Annotated in this window: 22 protein-coding genes and 1 pseudogene; 13 read left to right on the top strand and 10 right to left on the bottom strand. The window is 62.2% G+C overall.

Annotation, left to right across the window (positions count from 1 at the left end; all coding sequences use genetic code 11):
• A pseudogene (locus WP12_RS25940) lies at positions 1-111 on the top strand (IS5/IS1182 family transposase); the annotation flags it as partial.
• A gap of 178 nt (positions 112-289) precedes the next feature.
• A complete protein-coding gene (locus WP12_RS17650; RefSeq protein WP_046194987.1) occupies positions 290-646 on the top strand; it encodes a hypothetical protein in 357 nt (118 codons plus the stop codon).
• 109 nt (positions 647-755) lie between these two features.
• On the opposite strand, the gene WP12_RS25935 is transcribed toward WP12_RS17650, so the two are convergent.
• Complete coding sequence (locus tag WP12_RS25935; protein ID WP_046194986.1) at positions 756-1,037, bottom strand: hypothetical protein; 282 nt, start codon at positions 1,035-1,037, stop codon at positions 756-758.
• 361 nt (positions 1,038-1,398) lie between these two features.
• Between WP12_RS25935 and WP12_RS17640 the strand changes: the two genes are divergently transcribed.
• The 3 genes from WP12_RS17640 (at position 1,399) to WP12_RS17635 (ending at position 2,681) form a co-directional block, all read left to right on the top strand.
• Positions 1,399-1,677 carry a hypothetical protein gene (locus WP12_RS17640; RefSeq protein WP_152664061.1) on the top strand — a complete coding sequence of 93 codons (279 nt, stop codon included), beginning with the start codon at positions 1,399-1,401 and terminating at the stop codon, positions 1,675-1,677.
• Between the two features lie 325 nt (positions 1,678-2,002).
• Positions 2,003-2,128 carry a hypothetical protein gene (locus WP12_RS26250; protein WP_268794741.1) on the top strand — a complete coding sequence of 42 codons (126 nt, stop codon included), beginning with the start codon at positions 2,003-2,005 and terminating at the stop codon, positions 2,126-2,128.
• A gap of 181 nt (positions 2,129-2,309) precedes the next feature.
• Complete coding sequence (locus tag WP12_RS17635; protein ID WP_046194985.1) at positions 2,310-2,681, top strand: hypothetical protein; 372 nt, start codon at positions 2,310-2,312, stop codon at positions 2,679-2,681.
• Between the two features lie 49 nt (positions 2,682-2,730).
• Here the strand turns inward: WP12_RS17635 and WP12_RS17630 are convergent, their stop codons facing one another.
• Both WP12_RS17630 and WP12_RS17625 read right to left on the bottom strand, forming a co-directional pair.
• Entirely contained in the window at positions 2,731-3,036 is a 306-nt protein-coding gene (locus WP12_RS17630; protein WP_046194984.1) for a hypothetical protein, read from the bottom strand.
• Between the two features lie 78 nt (positions 3,037-3,114).
• Entirely contained in the window at positions 3,115-3,393 is a 279-nt protein-coding gene (locus tag WP12_RS17625; protein ID WP_235399187.1) for a hypothetical protein, read from the bottom strand.
• A gap of 154 nt (positions 3,394-3,547) precedes the next feature.
• Between WP12_RS17625 and WP12_RS17620 the strand changes: the two genes are divergently transcribed.
• Positions 3,548-4,288 (top strand): SDR family oxidoreductase, encoded by a 741-nt coding sequence (locus WP12_RS17620; RefSeq protein WP_046194982.1) that lies wholly within the window; start codon positions 3,548-3,550, stop codon positions 4,286-4,288.
• Between the two features lie 162 nt (positions 4,289-4,450).
• On the opposite strand, the gene WP12_RS17615 is transcribed toward WP12_RS17620, so the two are convergent.
• Together WP12_RS17615 and WP12_RS23560 are read right to left on the bottom strand one after the other, a co-directional pair.
• Positions 4,451-4,822 (bottom strand): response regulator, encoded by a 372-nt coding sequence (locus tag WP12_RS17615; protein ID WP_046194981.1) that lies wholly within the window; start codon positions 4,820-4,822, stop codon positions 4,451-4,453.
• Positions 4,815-6,614: a sensor histidine kinase gene (locus WP12_RS23560; RefSeq protein ID WP_052730472.1), complete on the bottom strand. Its 1,800-nt coding sequence runs from the start codon at positions 6,612-6,614 to the stop codon at positions 4,815-4,817. The genes WP12_RS17615 and WP12_RS23560 overlap by 8 nt, the downstream gene beginning before the upstream one ends.
• A gap of 116 nt (positions 6,615-6,730) precedes the next feature.
• Here WP12_RS23560 and WP12_RS17605 point away from each other — a divergent pair, with 116 nt between their 5' ends.
• On the top strand, positions 6,731-7,735 hold the full coding sequence (locus tag WP12_RS17605; protein WP_046195006.1) for a chemotaxis protein CheB: 1,005 nt from the start codon (positions 6,731-6,733) through the stop codon (positions 7,733-7,735).
• On the opposite strand, the gene WP12_RS17600 is transcribed toward WP12_RS17605, so the two are convergent.
• Both WP12_RS17600 and WP12_RS17595 read right to left on the bottom strand, forming a co-directional pair.
• On the bottom strand, positions 7,732-7,917 hold the full coding sequence (locus WP12_RS17600; protein WP_046194980.1) for a hypothetical protein: 186 nt from the start codon (positions 7,915-7,917) through the stop codon (positions 7,732-7,734). The genes WP12_RS17605 and WP12_RS17600 overlap by 4 nt on opposite strands.
• Positions 7,918-8,001: 84 nt before the next feature.
• A complete protein-coding gene (locus WP12_RS17595; RefSeq protein ID WP_046194979.1) occupies positions 8,002-10,251 on the bottom strand; it encodes a CheR family methyltransferase in 2,250 nt (749 codons plus the stop codon).
• 149 nt (positions 10,252-10,400) lie between these two features.
• On the opposite strand from WP12_RS17595, the gene WP12_RS17590 reads away from it, so the two are divergent.
• The 6 genes from WP12_RS17590 (at position 10,401) to WP12_RS17565 (ending at position 14,529) form a co-directional block, all read left to right on the top strand.
• On the top strand, positions 10,401-11,171 hold the full coding sequence (locus tag WP12_RS17590) for a sensor histidine kinase (RefSeq protein WP_160299240.1): 771 nt from the start codon (positions 10,401-10,403) through the stop codon (positions 11,169-11,171).
• 39 nt (positions 11,172-11,210) lie between these two features.
• Positions 11,211-11,987 carry a Crp/Fnr family transcriptional regulator gene (locus WP12_RS17585; protein ID WP_046194977.1) on the top strand — a complete coding sequence of 259 codons (777 nt, stop codon included), beginning with the start codon at positions 11,211-11,213 and terminating at the stop codon, positions 11,985-11,987.
• A 166-nt stretch (positions 11,988-12,153) separates the two neighbouring features.
• Complete coding sequence (locus WP12_RS17580) at positions 12,154-12,618, top strand: DUF4142 domain-containing protein (protein WP_052730471.1); 465 nt, start codon at positions 12,154-12,156, stop codon at positions 12,616-12,618.
• Positions 12,615-12,881 carry a hypothetical protein gene (locus WP12_RS17575; protein WP_046194975.1) on the top strand — a complete coding sequence of 89 codons (267 nt, stop codon included), beginning with the start codon at positions 12,615-12,617 and terminating at the stop codon, positions 12,879-12,881. Before WP12_RS17580 ends, WP12_RS17575 begins: the two co-directional genes overlap by 4 nt.
• 110 nt (positions 12,882-12,991) lie before the next feature.
• Entirely contained in the window at positions 12,992-13,741 is a 750-nt protein-coding gene (locus tag WP12_RS17570) for a DUF72 domain-containing protein (RefSeq protein ID WP_046194974.1), read from the top strand.
• A gap of 332 nt (positions 13,742-14,073) precedes the next feature.
• On the top strand, positions 14,074-14,529 hold the full coding sequence (locus WP12_RS17565) for a ferritin-like domain-containing protein (protein WP_046194973.1): 456 nt from the start codon (positions 14,074-14,076) through the stop codon (positions 14,527-14,529).
• Positions 14,530-14,576: 47 nt separating this feature from the next.
• On the opposite strand, the gene WP12_RS17560 is transcribed toward WP12_RS17565, so the two are convergent.
• The 3 genes from WP12_RS17560 to WP12_RS17550 all read right to left on the bottom strand — a co-directional run bounded on the left by WP12_RS17560 (position 14,577) and on the right by WP12_RS17550 (position 15,667).
• The gene (locus WP12_RS17560) at positions 14,577-14,780 is read right to left on the bottom strand and encodes a hypothetical protein (RefSeq protein ID WP_152664059.1); all 204 of its coding nucleotides are present in this window, start codon (positions 14,778-14,780) and stop codon (positions 14,577-14,579) included.
• A 120-nt stretch (positions 14,781-14,900) separates the two neighbouring features.
• Positions 14,901-15,113 (bottom strand): hypothetical protein, encoded by a 213-nt coding sequence (locus WP12_RS17555; RefSeq protein WP_046194971.1) that lies wholly within the window; start codon positions 15,111-15,113, stop codon positions 14,901-14,903.
• 176 nt (positions 15,114-15,289) lie between these two features.
• Positions 15,290-15,667 carry a VOC family protein gene (locus WP12_RS17550; protein ID WP_046194970.1) on the bottom strand — a complete coding sequence of 126 codons (378 nt, stop codon included), beginning with the start codon at positions 15,665-15,667 and terminating at the stop codon, positions 15,290-15,292.
• Positions 15,668-15,723: the final 56 nt, after the last annotated feature.

The raw sequence follows: 15,723 nt of genomic DNA, 5'->3' as shown, positions 1-15,723 counted from the left end.
TTCTTCTGCAAACTCAAAGAGTTCAAGCGCATCGCCATGCGCGCCTGCAAAACCGATCTAAGCTTCTCCGCAATGATCTACCTCGCCGCAGCCGTCATCAACTCGCGATGAATCCCCACAACCCCTAGAGGATAAGGCGGCGCGTAATGCGCGATACATCGGTTAGGCGCGGCCAAATACCGGTGCGGCGAATCCTGCCGGGCCATCCAATCCAGGTTAGGGCCGCCGCCGGTCGGGCCCCCGATAACTTTCTGATGATCCGCTAAGAGCCTTGCGCAAGGAAGTTGGGATGAGGAATGTCGGTCCTTTCGGACGCATCATGTCGCTGTCGCTCGCCTGCCTTGCCGCAGGCTGCGGCAGCGCCGGCAACAACGCGGCGAGCCTGGAAGAAAATCCCAGCACTGCAATCCCGCAGGAACGGCTGACGGACGACGGTCCGGCCGGGAACGGCGCGATGGCCGACACCAGCTCGGGCGCCACTGCCGTTGATCCGCAGGCCGTTGGCGCTTCGGCGCCGGGCGCCGCGACGGTGGGCCCGGCTGGTGCCGGCGCTGCCACCGGAGGATCGGATGGAGGCCGCTCGCTCGGCGACCGATCGACGGGAACATCGAGCGCCGCCGACGCCTCGCGAAGCGACCAACGCTGACGTTCGCAAGATGCGTGAGCCTGCGAAGATCTCAACACGAGGCAGCGGAATGCGCCTGCCGGTCTTCGACTGGAGCTTCTCCGTCAACCGAGCAGGAGCGTCGAGCAGCCTAGGGCCGCTTCGGCAGGGAATAACAGGGTGGGTCACTGGCTGGGAAAGACTCATCAGATCCCTGATCCACGATGTCCCATGCCTCGCCATCCTGATCCCGCATTTCATCTGGTCCAGCATCGCGAACCGCATTGCAGTCGCCCGCGCGCACCTGCGCGATCGCTTCGCTTCCTTCAGCGAAAGCAACGGCAGCGCGCGAGGGCAGCGCCGTCTGCGCCGGGTCGTGCGCCTCGTGATCCGGCGACACGCCGTTGGTATCTGTAGTGCTGTGATCGCTCATGTCGGTTGTTCCTTGGCATCGACGAAGCGCTCCAACGCAGCAGGTCTCGCCGAGAAAAGGGGCGAGCCGCGGCAACAGCGGCGACTCGCCCAGGATGGGACTGTCGAGTGAATCGACTGTTAAGCCGTACCAGCGCCGGCAATCATCTTCTGTAACATACCATAGGATGTTGAGGAAAATCGATCGTAAACGCCTTTACAGCAAGTCTCCCGAAATATTCATGCCAGCCAAACCGACTAACCCAGATTATATTTTAGCATTTACTTCATGAAATGTAATTTCAATCCGCCATTAACTTAGACACCGCCCGGAACGTTACCAAATAACGTTCGTTTGAGCATATTCTTAGATGGAGACGACGATGAAAATCTTCATTGGTAGCATTCTTGCTACGGCTATGCTTGTCGCTACCGGTTGCAATAACTCTGGCGGCGGTCAGGCGGCAGGTAACTCCAACGCCAATAGCGCGCTCGATAGCGGCGCCGGTGGGACTGAGGAGATGGGTTCCATGGGTGGCGGCGGCGGCAATCTCACCGCGGACCCGGCCAATGGAACCGACGGAACCGGCATGTCGCCGGGCGGGAACATATCCACTGGCGCTGCGGGTGACACCGGCGGGTCCGGACAGCCGGGCGGCTGATCGCAACCTATCACGAGCAGGATCAGGAAAATGTGCGCGATATCTGGCTCCCCCGAAGACGCCGAGCTCAATCCTGGAGATCAGGCAGCGCCCGGAACTCCGGGCACGGGAGAGAATTTGTGCCCGGACTGCGGAGGCGACGGGTGGCTCGCGGGCGAGGCATGCGCGAACTGCGGAGGCACCGGCAAGGTCATCACGGGCATCGGCGGGGCGTAGCCCTTCTTGCTCTAGCAGCCGGCCGTGACGGGCATGCCCGGCTGCCGGTCCCTATTCGGCACGCGCACCTATTACATCGAGGGATGCAAACCAACAAAGGAGATGAGACATGGCTCAGAAAGGCGCCGGCGGAAATCCCGGAGCAGTGACGAAAAAAGGTGGTGATGGCGCGAGCGGCAGCACCGGTACGGGACGCGGCGGCGGAAAGAAAGGAAACGCCAAGAAGAAAGGCTGATCGGCACACGGAACGCGAGACGTCGATCTTGTTGGGAAACTCGACCGATCGTCGTCCCGCGGCGGCCAACCCAAGGTGCGTAACCGCCCTGCAGCGCGCCGGGTTATCGACGCATGATCCGGCCGGGCGGCGCCTTTCCATTACTCGCAAAGCTACCGCAACGACGGTAGCGGAGATCGTCATGGACTATAAGAAGCTGAGCCTTGGCCTGGGCCTGTTTTCCATTGCCCTCGGCGCGGCCGAGTTGTTCGGCTCCCGCCGGATCACGCGCGCACTCAACGCGGAAGGTCACGAAGGGGTGGTGAAAGGGTTCGGCGGTCGCGAAGTCGTAGCGGGTGCAGGCTTGCTGCAAAGCCCGGCACATTCGGCCCGCGTCTGGAACCGGGTCGCGGGCGACGCCATGGATCTCGGCGCGCTTGCACTGGCGGCGCGCGGCGCTCCGCGAAACAAAGCCGTGTGGGGCGCAATCGCCTTTGTCGTCGGCGCGACCGTTCTCGACGTGATTGTCGCACGCGGGCTCGACCGCACCACCGGAAAAACCGCTCCGCTTTGAAGCGAAAGCGGCGGCGTCCTCGTCACCCTTCTCGTCACCCCGGTAACAATCAGCGGCTACCACCCACCGGAGCATCCGGGCCCGTCCTCGGTCCGCGATCCTTCGATGGCGGCATCGCGCCGCCGCCGCCCGCCGGATCGCTGTCGAAATCTTCGGCCCCACCGCCACCACCGGCACCGGCGCCACTACCGACCACGGCCCCGCTGCCTTCCCGCGGCGCTCGCTTGCCTCGATTGGTTTCGGCGCTCCGACCTTCGGTGTTGATGGGTGGGCCGGACTGTGGAGAGGACGGCTCCTCATCACCGCCATAGCCCGATTGAAGATGCGGGTTCTGCAGGGGTTCATCACCGGTCATATTTGCCTCACCCGGCCATCGGCCACTCAGGACCACCTATTTCTTCTGGGCATCACGTCCGCGCGCTAAATCCCGATACTAGTCTTCAGAATCATCGTCGGTCTGCCCGAGATATTCCTCTTCGTCGTCATGCATCGGCTCACCGGCAAAGGCGCCGTTGTCGATGTGACCGCTACGTACCATTTCATTCATCTTGTCGACGAGATCGGGAACGTCTTCAGGAATCAAACCGGCGGGATTTGCCGTTCCGCCATGCTCGCTGTCCTCGGCCAGATCCTCGCCTAGATGCAGCGCATCATCCGCGACGGCATCGGCCTGGTCCGGGTCGCGCTGCTCCCGATTCTCCTCGCCGGGCATGTCGGAGAAGTTGCTGTTCCTGTTCATTTTTCCAACTCCGATCAAAGATATCAGAACAACGAGCTATGCGGCTTTGCGTTCCTTGAATGGCGAACCGCGTGCAACTCCACCCTCCCCTTTTCGTTTTGTCGGCATCACTCAGCGGAGCAACGAGATGGCCCGACTTCTCGACGACAGGCGAGTGCTGATCACCGGCGGCGCAGGTGGCGTGGGCCGCGCCGTTGCGACCATGCTGATCGATGCTGGCGCCCATGTGCTTCTGACCGATCGGGAGGGAAGCGCCCCGCCCGACATAGTCGAACGGATTGGCGCCGCATCCGGCTCGGCGGACTTTCTTTCGGCCGATCTCTCCAGTCCTGCGGATGTCACCAGGCTGTTCGCACGCGTGGATGAGTGGCTCGGCGGCCTCGACATGCTTATCGCCTGCGCCGGAGTCGGTTCGGGGCAGATTTCGGAGATGGATGACGCCGGATGGCGTTACGTGATCGAGAGCAACCTGGTAAGTTACGTCGCGTGCACCAAGGCCGCGATCGAACGGATCAAGGCCAACGGGCGGCGCGACGGGATGATCATCCTGATCGGCTCGATCAGCGTGCACATCAAGGCGGTTGGCGAAAGCGTCTACAACGCGGCCAAGGGCGGCGTCGCCTCCTTCGCCGAAACGCTGCGCAAGGAACTGATTCCGGACGGCATCAGGCTGACCTTGATCGAACCCGGCGCGATCGCATCCGCGATGCAGCCCTTTCCACCCGACGAACGGCAGCGCTTGATGGAGGCGTATAAATTGCTGCCGCCCGAACAGGTTGCGGAAGCGATCCTGTTCGCCGCCACGCGGCCACCTGGGGTCGACGTGGTGACGCTGCGTATCGAACCCCTCAATCAGAAGATCTATTGAGGTCGCCCACCACGACGATCTGATTCCACGCCGCCATTCTGCCGTGCGGCGGGGCGATGTCTTGCCCGATCTCCCGCCAGATACCGTCGATCAAGGCGCCGAGCAGTCTGCCACTGAACAGCAACATACCGGCGGCGATTAGTAAGTTCGTCGAGCGCCCGCTCAGGTGGCGATCATCGGCCCGAGCACCGCCGCAAGCCGATCGCTTTTGAAAGGTTTTTCGATGCGCGGCACGTCCGCGAAGCGGGCCGGCAACGCCAACTGGTCGTAACCGGTGGCAAAGGCGAATGGTATGCCGCGTTCACGCAACGCGTCGGCCACTGGAAACACCATCTCGCCGTGAAGATTGATGTCGAGAACCGCTGCGTCGATCGACGGCTCGCTGGCGATGAACCTCGCGGCCTCCTTCACGCTGGGTAGTGGGCCAAGCACCTTGGCGCCGGCATCGGTCAGCGCCCCGTCGAGATCGTCGGCAAGGAAATATTCGTCTTCGACCACCAGAATGCGCCTTCGCGCCAGAAGCTGTTCACCCATCGTCATTCTCCAATGATATGTCGTGGGACGGCACCGTCATCTTGATCGTGCAGTGTACGCCATCGGCTCCGAATATATAGCTTGTCTCTGCCCCCAGTTGATAAGGGAGCGCACGCTCGATCAGTTCCCGGCCATATCCGCTGCCATGCGGTAGACCATCGGCTTCGACCATGTTCACCCCGCTCTCTCGCCAATCGACCAGCAGGAAGCGCCGCCCGGCTTCGTCGACACGGATGTCCCAGCCCACATCAAGGCGGCCGGACGGCGTCGAGAGGGCGCCGTACTTGACCGCATTGGTCGCCAGTTCGTGAAGCGCCAAGGCCAGCGTCTGGACAGTGGCGGAGCGCAGCGCCACATCTTGAGGCCCTCGCGTCGACACCTGGCTGCCCTGCCCCTCCTCGTCCAGCGCCACATGCGCCAGGAGTTCCTCGCGCAGCAGCAGGTCGAACGGAATCCGCAGTCCGCGCCCCCGGCGGGACAGCAGGCCCTGCACCCGCGCCAGCGCCTGAAGGCGGTCGTCGATGCATTTCCTGAATTCGTCGAGCGTGGTCGCTTCCTTGATCGTTCGGGTCGTCACCGCATGGACGACCGCCATCAGGTTGCGTGTACGGTGCTGAAGCTCCTGCACGAGGACGTCTTGCCTTTTTTGGAGCTGAAGAAGATCGTCGACATCGGTCGATGTGCCGAGCCATTCGACAATCCGCCCTTCCACATCGCGTACCGGCAGCGCCCGGGTACGAAAGTGCCGGTGTCGGGCTTCATCCGCGTGGAATATGCGTGCCTCGAATTCGAGAGACCCATGGTCATATGCATTGGCCCATGCCGCCTGCGCCAGGTGGCGATCCTCCGGCAAAACGGCGTCGAGCCAGCCCAATCCGAGGCTCTCGTCCTCCGACTGTCCGGTATACTGGCGCCATTGCGGGCTGGACCAGGTCCACTTGCCGCCATCGACCGCGCGCCAGACGAGTTGGGGCATGCCTTCGATCAGGGTACGGAACCTGAGTTCGGTCTGCTGCAGCGCCTCCATCGCGGTCCGCTGGTCGTGAATATCGGTGCCCGCCGCGAACCAGTTGACGATGTTGCCCTGCTCGTCGCGCAGCGGCTCCGCCCGGACCAGGAACCAGCGGTAATTTCCATCAGCGGCGCGGATACGGTGCTGACGCTGATAGGCGCTGCCATTTTCGGTCGCCAATGCCCAGGAACTGCGCGATCCCGTCCGGTCGAGCGGGTGAACCGCGTCGAGCCAGCCCAGGCCGAACGGCTCCGACGGATCCTGGCCAGTGAACGCGAACCAGCGCTGGTTGAACCAGCTTGCCGCACCGGTGCCGTCCGCGCGCCACAGCAGGTCGGGCACGAGATCGGCGACGGTGGCGAACGATGCCTCGGTTGATTGCAGCCGCCGGTTGATATCGCGGAGCTGGCGCGTACGTTTCTCGACGCGCGCATCGAGCTCCTGATTGGTCTTGTGAAGGCTCGTATTGGCGATCTCCAACTCCTCGGTCAGCAACTGCAGCTCCTCGAAGGCGACACGCAACTCCTCCTCAGCTTCGTTTTGACGTGCCGCCGTCTTTTTTAATTCGACGTCCTGCGCCTCTTCCTCCTTCTCACGCGATAAGGCTGCATTGGCCGCCTGCAATTCGGCTGCAATCTGCTGAGCACGCGTCCGCAACTGATCGCGTTCGACGACCAGTCTGGCATTTTCATCAAGCGCCGATTCAAGCGATATGCGGAGCTGCTCGACCTCGTCGACCAGCTTATTCTGCGCGCTACTGGGCGGTGGCTGTCGTGTCATTCATCCCTGCCTGCACCGGGCGTAACGCACGAAGCCACAAACGGACCCTTAAATACATCAATTAGGCTGCACCCAAAAACTGATATGCTTCGTTCCGCCGACACAAGGAGGTGCATGTGTCGACCAGGGACATAATCGTGATCGGTTCATCCGCAGGCGGCGTCGATGCGCTTCAGCGGCTCTGCGCGGCGCTTCCCGCCGATTTACCGGCAAGCGTCTTCGTGGCGCAGCATCTTTCGCCCTCCGCGCGCAGCGTACTCCCGCTGCTGCTCGACAGGGCGGGTCCGCTCCATGCACTGTGCCCGGCCGATGGCCAACAGATCGAACGGGGTCATATCTATGTCGGGGCCCCCGACCTTCATATTCTGCTCCGTCCCGGCAAATTGCTGATGCGGCGCGGCCCCTATGAAAACCGCACCCGTCCCGCGGTCAACGCGCTCTTCCGGTCGGCGGCGGTACATTATGGCCCGCGCGTGATCGGGGTGGTGCTCACCGGCCTGCTCGACGATGGCACCGAGGGGCTGATCGCGATCAAGGCCGCGAGTGGTATGTCGGTCGTGCAGGATCCGGAAGACGCCGAATGGCCCTCGATGCCGCGCAACGCACTGTTGCGCGATCATGTCGATCATGCGGTGCCGATAGCCGAGCTCGCCGCGCTGCTCGACAGGCTGACGCGCGAAGAGGCGGGGATCGGCATTCCCCTTCCGGAGGAATATCGTGTCGAGGATCGCATAGCCGCACAGGAATTCGCCGTCATGGAACCCGAGATCGTCACGCCAGGCCAACCCAGCCACATCTCCTGCCCCGACTGCGGCGGGGTGCTCAACCATATCGAGATGCAGAAGGAGCCGCACTTCCGCTGCCAGGTCGGCCACGCATTCACCCCGTTGGGGCTGGCGGCGGCGCAGAGCGACGAACTGGAACGGGCGCTGTCGATCGCGGTGCGGACCCACCGCGACCGGATAAAATTATTCGAGCAGATGAGCACGAATGCGCGGGCCAGCGGGCTGAGCCATGCGGAAAAGCGCTGGAACGACGCGTCGAGCGATGCCGCACAGCTTATCACGGTGCTGGAAGGCGCGATGCAGAATTTGCGCCGCCCCGATGTCGAGCTGAGTTAGCGGATTTCGGCGGGTGGAATCTCGGGCGATACGGTCAGCCGGCCCTTCTTCACCGGCTCTGTGTCCCCTACCAGCCGTTCGCGAGCGCTATCGATCGCAGCATAAGTCGCTTCCAGCCGTCGTTCCAGCGCGCTGAGCCTGGTCACTGCATTCTCGAGGAACTGATCGGCGGATGCGGTCATCGTCAGAGTGCCTGCAAATTGGCGCCCTGATTGAGCCCCGGCGGCTTAATGCCGGCTTATAATCTCATTCGGCATTCGTTCATGTCATTCGGCCGCGCTTGCCGTTGCGGGAAGCTGCTGATGGTCGCTCTTCTCGTGGACGATGGCGACCAGGACCGGCGGCGCCTCGTCGGCGAAATATTGCATGCGGATCTCCGCGGGATACTCGCGCCCGCCGGCGACTCTCACGTCCGTCTCGAACACGACCTCCTGTTCCTGGCCCTTCAGCAGCGGCGCGACCAGCGTGCGGATATCCGCGGCGGCTATGCCCGGAATGACGTCGGCCAATTCCATTTGCGTGAGCTGCGTAGCCGCAAAGCCAAGCTTCTTCTGTGCACCGTCGTTGACCTGGGTGAACCGCAAGGTGGCGGGATCTAGAAAATAGATCTCGTTGAGCGCCCGACCCATCACGCGGCAGAGGTGGCGGACATAGTCCTCGTGCAGCCGGTCCTCGGTGATGTCCTGGAACACCAGCACCAGCCCGTGATTGCCGCCCCCTTCATCAAGCAATCCCGAAACGCGGACCCGGCACAATATGCGCCGCCCGCGCCGGTCGATCCCTTCCAGGATCTTCTCGGTCTGCTCATCGCGGCCCGACTGAACCGCCGTCAGATCTTCGCGAAGAAGGTGGAGCGGACAACCGATATCGAGCGAATCCAGATTGGTGCCGATCACTTCTTCGCCGCGCAGCCCCCATGTATTCTCGCTCCAGCGGTTCCAGCTCTGGATGGAATGCTTCTGGTCGATCACGATGATGCCGCCGTTCATCGAACGCAGCACCGATTCCAGATAGAGCCGATAGCTCGAAGCCTGCTCGGCCTGGATGCGCAGTTCCTCGTTGACCGACTCCATCTCCTCATTGCTAGAGCGCGCCTCCTCATTGAGCGTCTCCAACTCCTCGTTGGTGGACTGAAGTTCCTCGTTGGTGGTTTCCAGTTGCTCGTTGGTCGACTGGAGCTCCTCGTTGGTGGTCTCCAGCTCCTCGTTCGCCGATTGGAGTTCCTCGATCGAATTTTCGAGATTTTCCTGCGCAGCCTCCAGCTCGCGCTGCAGCGCATAGGTGCGCGTGGAATCGGTGAACAGCAGCAGCACGGCGTGAACGCCGCCCTCGGGCCGGTGCAAGGGCCGCAAGTCGATGGTGAGGCGCATCACCTGATTCTGGGAGAGGCGATATTCCTGATCGTCGAGGCGCACCGGACGCCGTAGCCGGAAGACCTCCTCGATCGGCCCGCGCAGCTCCATGGGGCGATAGGAGATCGGCAGGTCCTGGAACGGCCGGCCGACATCCGCTTCGCCCACGCCGAGCAGCTGACGGGCGGGAAGGTTCGCGAAGGCAACCGCGCCCGCGTCATCCACCACGAGCAACGCGTTCCCGGCTTCGTTCAGGACCGATTCGAGCAGCTTGATATCGGTCAACGGCGGCTCGAGCCGCGCCTGCCGAACAGTGGCGAGGCTTCCCAGCGGGCGGCGCCACTCCTGCGCCACCTTGGCGAAAATGCGGTGCTTCATCTCGACCGGCCGGAACAACGCGGAGCGGGCGAGTTGAGTCTCGGCCTTGCCGAGGAACAGGTGGCCGCCGGCATTGAGCGCATAATGAAGGCGCGGCAGCACCAAAGACTGGGTCTCGGCTTCCAGATAGATCAGCAGATTGCGGCAGATCAGCAGGTCGATGCGCGAGATCGGTGCGTCGTGAACGACATTGTGGCGGCCGAAGATCACGCATTTGCGCAACTCGCGCTCAAACATATAATGATTGTTGGTCCGCTCGAAATATTTCGCCAGCAGTTCGGGGGGCACCCCATCCACATCGCGAGGCGCATATGTCGCGAGCCGGGCGACCTTGAGCGCCTCCTCGTCGAGATCGGTCGCGTAGATCTTCACGCGACGGCAGAACTCGGGCGTGCCAAGCGCCTCCGCCAGCAACATAGCGATCGAATATGGCTCTTCGCCCGATGCGCAGCCGACACTCCACACCCGGATCGCGCGATCGTCTTCCGGATCGGCGAGCATCTGCGGGATCACTTGCGTCCTCAGCACATCCCACGCGTCCTGGTCGCGGAAGAAGGACGTGACGTTGATCAGCACGGTGTTGAGCAGATCCTCGAACTCGCCCGGCTGCGCTTCGAGATGCGCGCGATAGGACGCGAAATCCTCGACGCTGACGGCTTCCATGCGCAATGCGATTCGCCGCCGCAGGCTGGTGCGCTTATACCCACGGAAATCGAGGCCGCGGCTTTCCTGAATATAGCGCAGCAAGGATTCGAACTCGGGATCGGGCGCGATTTTTTCGACCATGTTTTTCTCGGTGCGCGCCAGGATGGCGCTATCGACTGCTACCCCGCCATGGTCGCGCCGTCCACCGGGGGGTTCCTGCGCTGGCCAGTGCAATGCACGGGCCGGTTGTGGCAAAAAAGAAACCTCGGTCGTGCACGCCGCAAAACTCTGTGGCACAGTGGACGTTACGCAGCGTTAAACTGCAATTAGTCGATCAGGCGAAGGATAAGAGGGCCGTGTCATCCCTCGAACGAAACGAACCAGCTGAAGCCGAGCTCATTTCCGTGCGAAAGGCTTTGCGGCGCACCCAGGAACAGCTGCAGGGCGCACGCGACCGCGAAGCGGTGTTGCGCAACGAGCTCCAGCATCGGGTGCGCAACATGCTGGCGATCATCCGGTCGATCTTCTCGCGCTCGATGACGAGCGGCGGTTCGATCGACGACATCGCCGATCATTTTCACGGCAGGCTGGACACGATAGCGCGCTACCAATCCTTTCATTCGATCGATCCGATGCGCTCGGTGGATGTCGAGCAGATCGTGCGCGACGAACTCCACAGCTTCCAGTTCGGCGACGATCCGGTCATCACCATCGAAGGCCACGAGGCGCACATAAATCAGGACGTGGCGCAACTCACCGCCCTTGCGGTTCATGAGCTCGTTACCAACTCTCTGAAGTTCGGCGCCCTGTCCGGTGGCGACGCGCGGGTCCGGCTACTTATCCGCTGGACAGTTGCCGGAAATGCGTTGACGCTGGAGTGGCTGGAGTCCGGAGTCGCCATCATTGGCGCAGCGCCGTTGCGCCGCGGGTTCGGACGGGAGTTCATCGAACAGGCGCTGCCCTATCAGATCGGGGCGACGACGAGCTTCGATTTAAGGCCGGGGGGATTAACCTGCATCATCACGATCCCGCTGGACGTGGTCGCAGCTCCCGTGATTTAACCTTATTGTCGCGGGGGCGCGCAACAGACTGGAATTGGCATGAAAATCAATCTGGCTTCCGCTCCGCTCGTCGAGCCCGCCGTCCGGCGGCTAAGCGCATTGGCTCCTCTTACCGATTACGAAGTCAGCCTTCTCCAGGCTTCGGCAAGACAGCCTCGCCGCCTGCGCCCGCACCGCGAGATCCAGGTGGAGCTGCAGACGCGCGCGGCTCCGTCAATCGTGCTGAGCGGTTGGGCTTGTCATGTGCGGACCTTCGCCGACGGCCGCCGGCAAATCCTGGGCCTTTTGCTGCCCGGTGACGTGATCGCCTTTCACGGCGAACGCGACGCGCCCGCGACGTCGACCGTCGCAACCCTCACGGATGTCACGGTCTGCTCAATGCCGCCGGCGACGGGAGGAGATGGCGAATTGTCTGCGCTGGCCGCCGCATATCGGCGCAGCGCCGCGCTTCACGAGGCCTATTTGTTCCGGCACATCGCACGGTTGGGACGGCTGAATGCGCTCGAGCGCATGAGCGATTGGCTCCTCGAGCTGCGCGATCGGTTCGAGTTGGCGGGCATGGTTGAACATGACCGTTTCGCCATGCCGCTGACCCAGGAAGTTCTCGCCGATCTGTTGGGGCTGACAAGTGTGCATGTGAACCGGACCTTGCAGACGATGCGCCGCGAAGAGCTCATCGATCTTCGCAGCGGCGTCCTCCGCCTGCTCGCGCCTGACCGGCTGGCGCTGCTGGGCTCCTGTCGGCAACTTGGCGAACGGGAACAGCTCCATTCCTTTCCCGCTGGACGCCAGGGCCGGTTTGATAACATGCGTTAAACAACCGACCGAATATAGAATTGCATTATACTGGATTAGTCAAAGTCCAGATAAATAGATCCCCTTCCAGAAACCAACAAAGATCCTTCTCGTTTGCGCTGGGAGAACTCCGCAACCGAAGGGATGCCAGATGCACGCTCGATTTCCTCTCCTCATTGTTGGGTCCATGGCAGCGGCGGCATTCGCCCAATCGCCGCGAACCACGGCCACCGATTACATCGCATCGGCAGGGGCCAGCGACCTCTACGAAAAGACGTCGAGCGAGCTGGTATTGAAAGACGCCGGGAACGAAGGCGTCCGCGATTTCGCCAACATGATGATCCGCGATCACAGCAATACCACCCAACAGGTAAAGACCGCCGCGACGTCGGCAGGCCTCCAGGTGCCACCGCCAAAGCTGATGCCGAAGCACAAGGCGATGATCGACAAATTGGAAAAGAGCTCGGGCGCCGCCCGGGAGAAGCTATATATCCAGCAACAGCTCGTAGCGCATCAGGAAGCGCTGGCGCTGCACAGCGGTTACGCAAAAGGTGGCGACACCCCGGCGCTGAAGCAGGTCGCGGCCGGCGCGGTGCCCGTGATCCAGCAACACCTGGATCTGGTTAAGAGACTTCATAGCGGCGCGAAATGATGGTCAGCCGTAATTTCGCGATCATGCTGGCCGGCATGGCGGCGTTGATCGGCTGCGGCCAGACCGCACAGGAGAACGCCGCCGAACAGCTCGACAACGCCGCCGCGCAGAGCGACCCGGCAGCGGCCGACGTGCTGCGCAATGCAGCCGACGACCTTCGCGACAACGCGTCCGCGAACGCCGCGGTCGAAGCCCAGAACGCTCTGCAGGAGGCAGGAGAAGCGCAATCGGGATCTCCAGCGCCGCCTTCCAGCACCGATTAGCGAGATTCCCCCACCTGCAGCGGGCTACGGATATCGTGGCCTGCTGTCTTTTCGGGGCGCTGCGTCGTGCCAGTTGCTGAACTCACCGCATCCTCGGCCGTTGAGCAGCCATGAATGCCAGCTCGCAAACGGAAATCCGGATCGGGTGTTCGGGATGGATGTATCGCCATTGGCGTGGCCTCTTCTACCCCGAGGACCTGCCGGTGAAGCGCTGGTTCGCTTATTATGCCGAACAGTTCGGCACGGTCGAAATCAACAACAGTTTCTACAGGCTCCCCAAGCCGGACACCTTCGATAGCTGGCGGGAACAGGCGCCACCCGATTTCCGCTATGCCGGAAAGGCGAACCGCTTTCTCACGCAGGCCAAGAAACTCAAGGACTGCGAAGAGCCGGTGGCACGCATGATGGAGCCTGTGGGACATCTCGGCCAAGGCCTTGGCCCCATTCTTTACCAGCTCCCGCCCGGCTTTGCGCTGAATGCGGAGCGGCTTGAGGCATTCCTCGAATTGCTGCCGGCTAATTTGCTCCACGTCTTCGAGTTCCGGCACAAAAGCTGGTACACCGACGCAGTAGCGAAAATCCTCGACCGGTATGGAGCCGGCTTCGTCGCGCATGATTTTCCGGGTGTGGCATCGCCCCGCTGGGCGACAGGTCCGCTGGCTTATGTGCGCTTCCACGGCGGCATCGGCAAATATTACGGCCGTTATCGGGAGGAGATCCTGCTCGAATGGAGCGACTGGATCGCCGAACAAGATAAGGCTGGTCGCTCGGTCTGGGCTTATTTCAATAATGATGGAGAGGCCGCCGCGGTGCACGACGCACTGACGCTCAAGGCGATGGTTCGACAGGTGCGCGGCTAACCGCCCCGGCCCGGCAATCACGGACCGCAAAATACGAAGGGCCGCCTCTTGCGGGGCGGCCCTTCCATTGTCAGCCGGTTACGGCTTCATCAAGCGCGGACGTCCCCCGCGAGGGAGGCCGCGCCCAGATCCGCCGCTAGCGGCATGAGACAATGAGACATTCGACCACCTCCTTTCCGCTGTTGAACAAGGACTTGGATGTGGGATCCTCTGCGAAGATTTCAAGATGGGCGGGGTGTGCCAAATGAAGCGGGTACGGGTCCGACACGAGTGCAGCCGATTCAGCCGCCGGTCGTTTACCCAGTCCCACATGACCAGCGGAGTCAGATAACATGGATAATGATACCGACATTTCGGTCCTCAATAGCTTGATCAAGACGACGATCGACAGCGTGAAGGGATTCGAGGATGCTGCCGAAGACAGCGAGGGTGGCCGGTTCGAATCGCTTTTTTCCGAATTCGCCAGCGAGCGCCGCGCGGTTGTCGCGACGCTGCAGGACGAAGTCCGCCGGCTGGGCGGGAATCCGGAAGACGACAGCAGCTTCGCCGCCGCCGCCCATCGCACCTTCATGAATCTGAAGCAGGCTTTCTCGGCCCGAGACGATGAGGCAGTCGTCAACGAGGTCGAGCGCGGTGAGGATTTCCTCAAGGAAAAATATGAGGCAGCGTTGCGCGGTGACGATGTCTCGCCGCAAACCCGCACGATCATCGAACGCGCCTTCGTCTCGGTCCGCGAAGGCCATGATCGGGCCAGCGCGCTCAAGCACAGCCTGGCAAACGAAGCCTGACTCTCGGCGCCGACGCCCGGGTTCATCACCAGGGCGCCGGCGCCATCTCAGTTCTTCTCGGCTGAAACAGGATCGCCTTTCGGCGGCAGGTTCTCCGCCCGCCGCTGGATATCATGCTGTTCACGAACGGCTCGTTCGCTGGATTCCTTCTCGGCGCGCGACCGACGGTTACGGATCATCGCAACGATGATGACGATCGCTAGCACGATCGGGCCAACGACCGTCATGACGCTCCATAATCCACCACCCATGATCTGTCTCCTTGACTGGCAACTGCCGCCTAACAACGCTTTCGCTCGTGTATCTGTGCCGCAAAACTCCGGCCCCGATGGATCATGACGATTTGACGCCGGTGATTTTGTTGCCGTCGGTCAGCCACCACTATCGCTGGTCGTGCCGTCTCCCGATAAAGGCCGACCCTTCTCGTCGACGGTCGGCGAACTGCCCGGCTTTTTATCGGGGGCAACGGTGGAGGCGCCGACCTGCTCGTCGGCAGGCACGCGCCGGTCGAGCGTATCGCTCTGATTACGGTCGCTGCCTTTCGGCTGATAATCGGTAGAAATGTTGTGATCTTCCGGGCTCATGTCGGCCTCCTTGCTTCTCGGTACACACAACGCGCAGACGCTCGGTGGGTTCAGCCACGCCCTTGCTGATAATCTTCGTCAGCCACTGACCGACCGGTCCGCGTCCGGTGCGCCTGCGCAACAGCCAGGCAGCAACGCCGGTCGCCGCGAGCCTATGGCGACGCCTGCGGCGAAGGTCATTCTGCCGAGAAGGTCACAGCTTCGATCTTGTTGCCGTCCGGATCGCGCAGAAAGGCTCCATAATAGTTGCGGTCATATTTGGCGCGTATCCCGGGTGAGCCCGCATCCGCACCGCCGCTGGCCAGACCGATCGCGTGAAAGCGATCGACCATTGCCCGGTCTTCGGCCGCGAAAGCGATGTGGACGCCGTTTCCAGGCGCAGCGGCAGCGCCGTCCGACGGGGTCTCCACGCTGAACTCGACCGTGCCGGACCCGTAGTCGAGGCTCGAGTTGTGATCGGCGAGCAACCGCATGCCGAGCACTTCGAGCACCGGCCCATAAAAGGCTCTCGCCTGGCCGATATCATTCGACCCGACCGACACATGATGGATCATCCGGCACCAGCCATTCCGCTCTCCCAAGAGCCACTTCAACGGATAACGAGATCAAC

The sequence above is a fragment of the Sphingomonas sp. SRS2 genome, assembly GCF_000971055.1.
Lineage (GTDB): Bacteria > Pseudomonadota > Alphaproteobacteria > Sphingomonadales > Sphingomonadaceae > Rhizorhabdus.
Note: the sequence above shows the minus strand (reverse complement) of the source record. Positions and strands in the feature narration are given on the sequence as shown.

Coding starts and splice junctions, on each gene's coding strand:
- WP12_RS17650 (WP_046194987.1), top strand. CDS start 290: ATGAGGAATGTCGGTCCTTTCGGACGCATCATGTCGCTGTCGCTCGCC.
- WP12_RS25935 (WP_046194986.1), bottom strand. CDS start 1,037: ATGAGCGATCACAGCACTACAGATACCAACGGCGTGTCGCCGGATCAC.
- WP12_RS17640 (WP_152664061.1), top strand. CDS start 1,399: ATGAAAATCTTCATTGGTAGCATTCTTGCTACGGCTATGCTTGTCGCT.
- WP12_RS26250 (WP_268794741.1), top strand. CDS start 2,003: ATGGCTCAGAAAGGCGCCGGCGGAAATCCCGGAGCAGTGACGAAAAAA.
- WP12_RS17635 (WP_046194985.1), top strand. CDS start 2,310: ATGGACTATAAGAAGCTGAGCCTTGGCCTGGGCCTGTTTTCCATTGCC.
- WP12_RS17630 (WP_046194984.1), bottom strand. CDS start 3,036: ATGACCGGTGATGAACCCCTGCAGAACCCGCATCTTCAATCGGGCTAT.
- WP12_RS17625 (WP_235399187.1), bottom strand. CDS start 3,393: ATGCCCGGCGAGGAGAATCGGGAGCAGCGCGACCCGGACCAGGCCGAT.
- WP12_RS17620 (WP_046194982.1), top strand. CDS start 3,548: ATGGCCCGACTTCTCGACGACAGGCGAGTGCTGATCACCGGCGGCGCA.
- WP12_RS17615 (WP_046194981.1), bottom strand. CDS start 4,822: ATGGGTGAACAGCTTCTGGCGCGAAGGCGCATTCTGGTGGTCGAAGAC.
- WP12_RS23560 (WP_052730472.1), bottom strand. CDS start 6,614: ATGACACGACAGCCACCGCCCAGTAGCGCGCAGAATAAGCTGGTCGAC.
- WP12_RS17600 (WP_046194980.1), bottom strand. CDS start 7,917: ATGACCGCATCCGCCGATCAGTTCCTCGAGAATGCAGTGACCAGGCTC.
- WP12_RS17595 (WP_046194979.1), bottom strand. CDS start 10,251: ATGGTCGAAAAAATCGCGCCCGATCCCGAGTTCGAATCCTTGCTGCGC.
- WP12_RS17585 (WP_046194977.1), top strand. CDS start 11,211: ATGAAAATCAATCTGGCTTCCGCTCCGCTCGTCGAGCCCGCCGTCCGG.
- WP12_RS17580 (WP_052730471.1), top strand. CDS start 12,154: ATGGCAGCGGCGGCATTCGCCCAATCGCCGCGAACCACGGCCACCGAT.
- WP12_RS17575 (WP_046194975.1), top strand. CDS start 12,615: ATGATGGTCAGCCGTAATTTCGCGATCATGCTGGCCGGCATGGCGGCG.
- WP12_RS17570 (WP_046194974.1), top strand. CDS start 12,992: ATGAATGCCAGCTCGCAAACGGAAATCCGGATCGGGTGTTCGGGATGG.
- WP12_RS17565 (WP_046194973.1), top strand. CDS start 14,074: ATGGATAATGATACCGACATTTCGGTCCTCAATAGCTTGATCAAGACG.
- WP12_RS17560 (WP_152664059.1), bottom strand. CDS start 14,780: ATGGGTGGTGGATTATGGAGCGTCATGACGGTCGTTGGCCCGATCGTG.
- WP12_RS17555 (WP_046194971.1), bottom strand. CDS start 15,113: ATGAGCCCGGAAGATCACAACATTTCTACCGATTATCAGCCGAAAGGC.
- WP12_RS17550 (WP_046194970.1), bottom strand. CDS start 15,667: ATGATCCATCATGTGTCGGTCGGGTCGAATGATATCGGCCAGGCGAGA.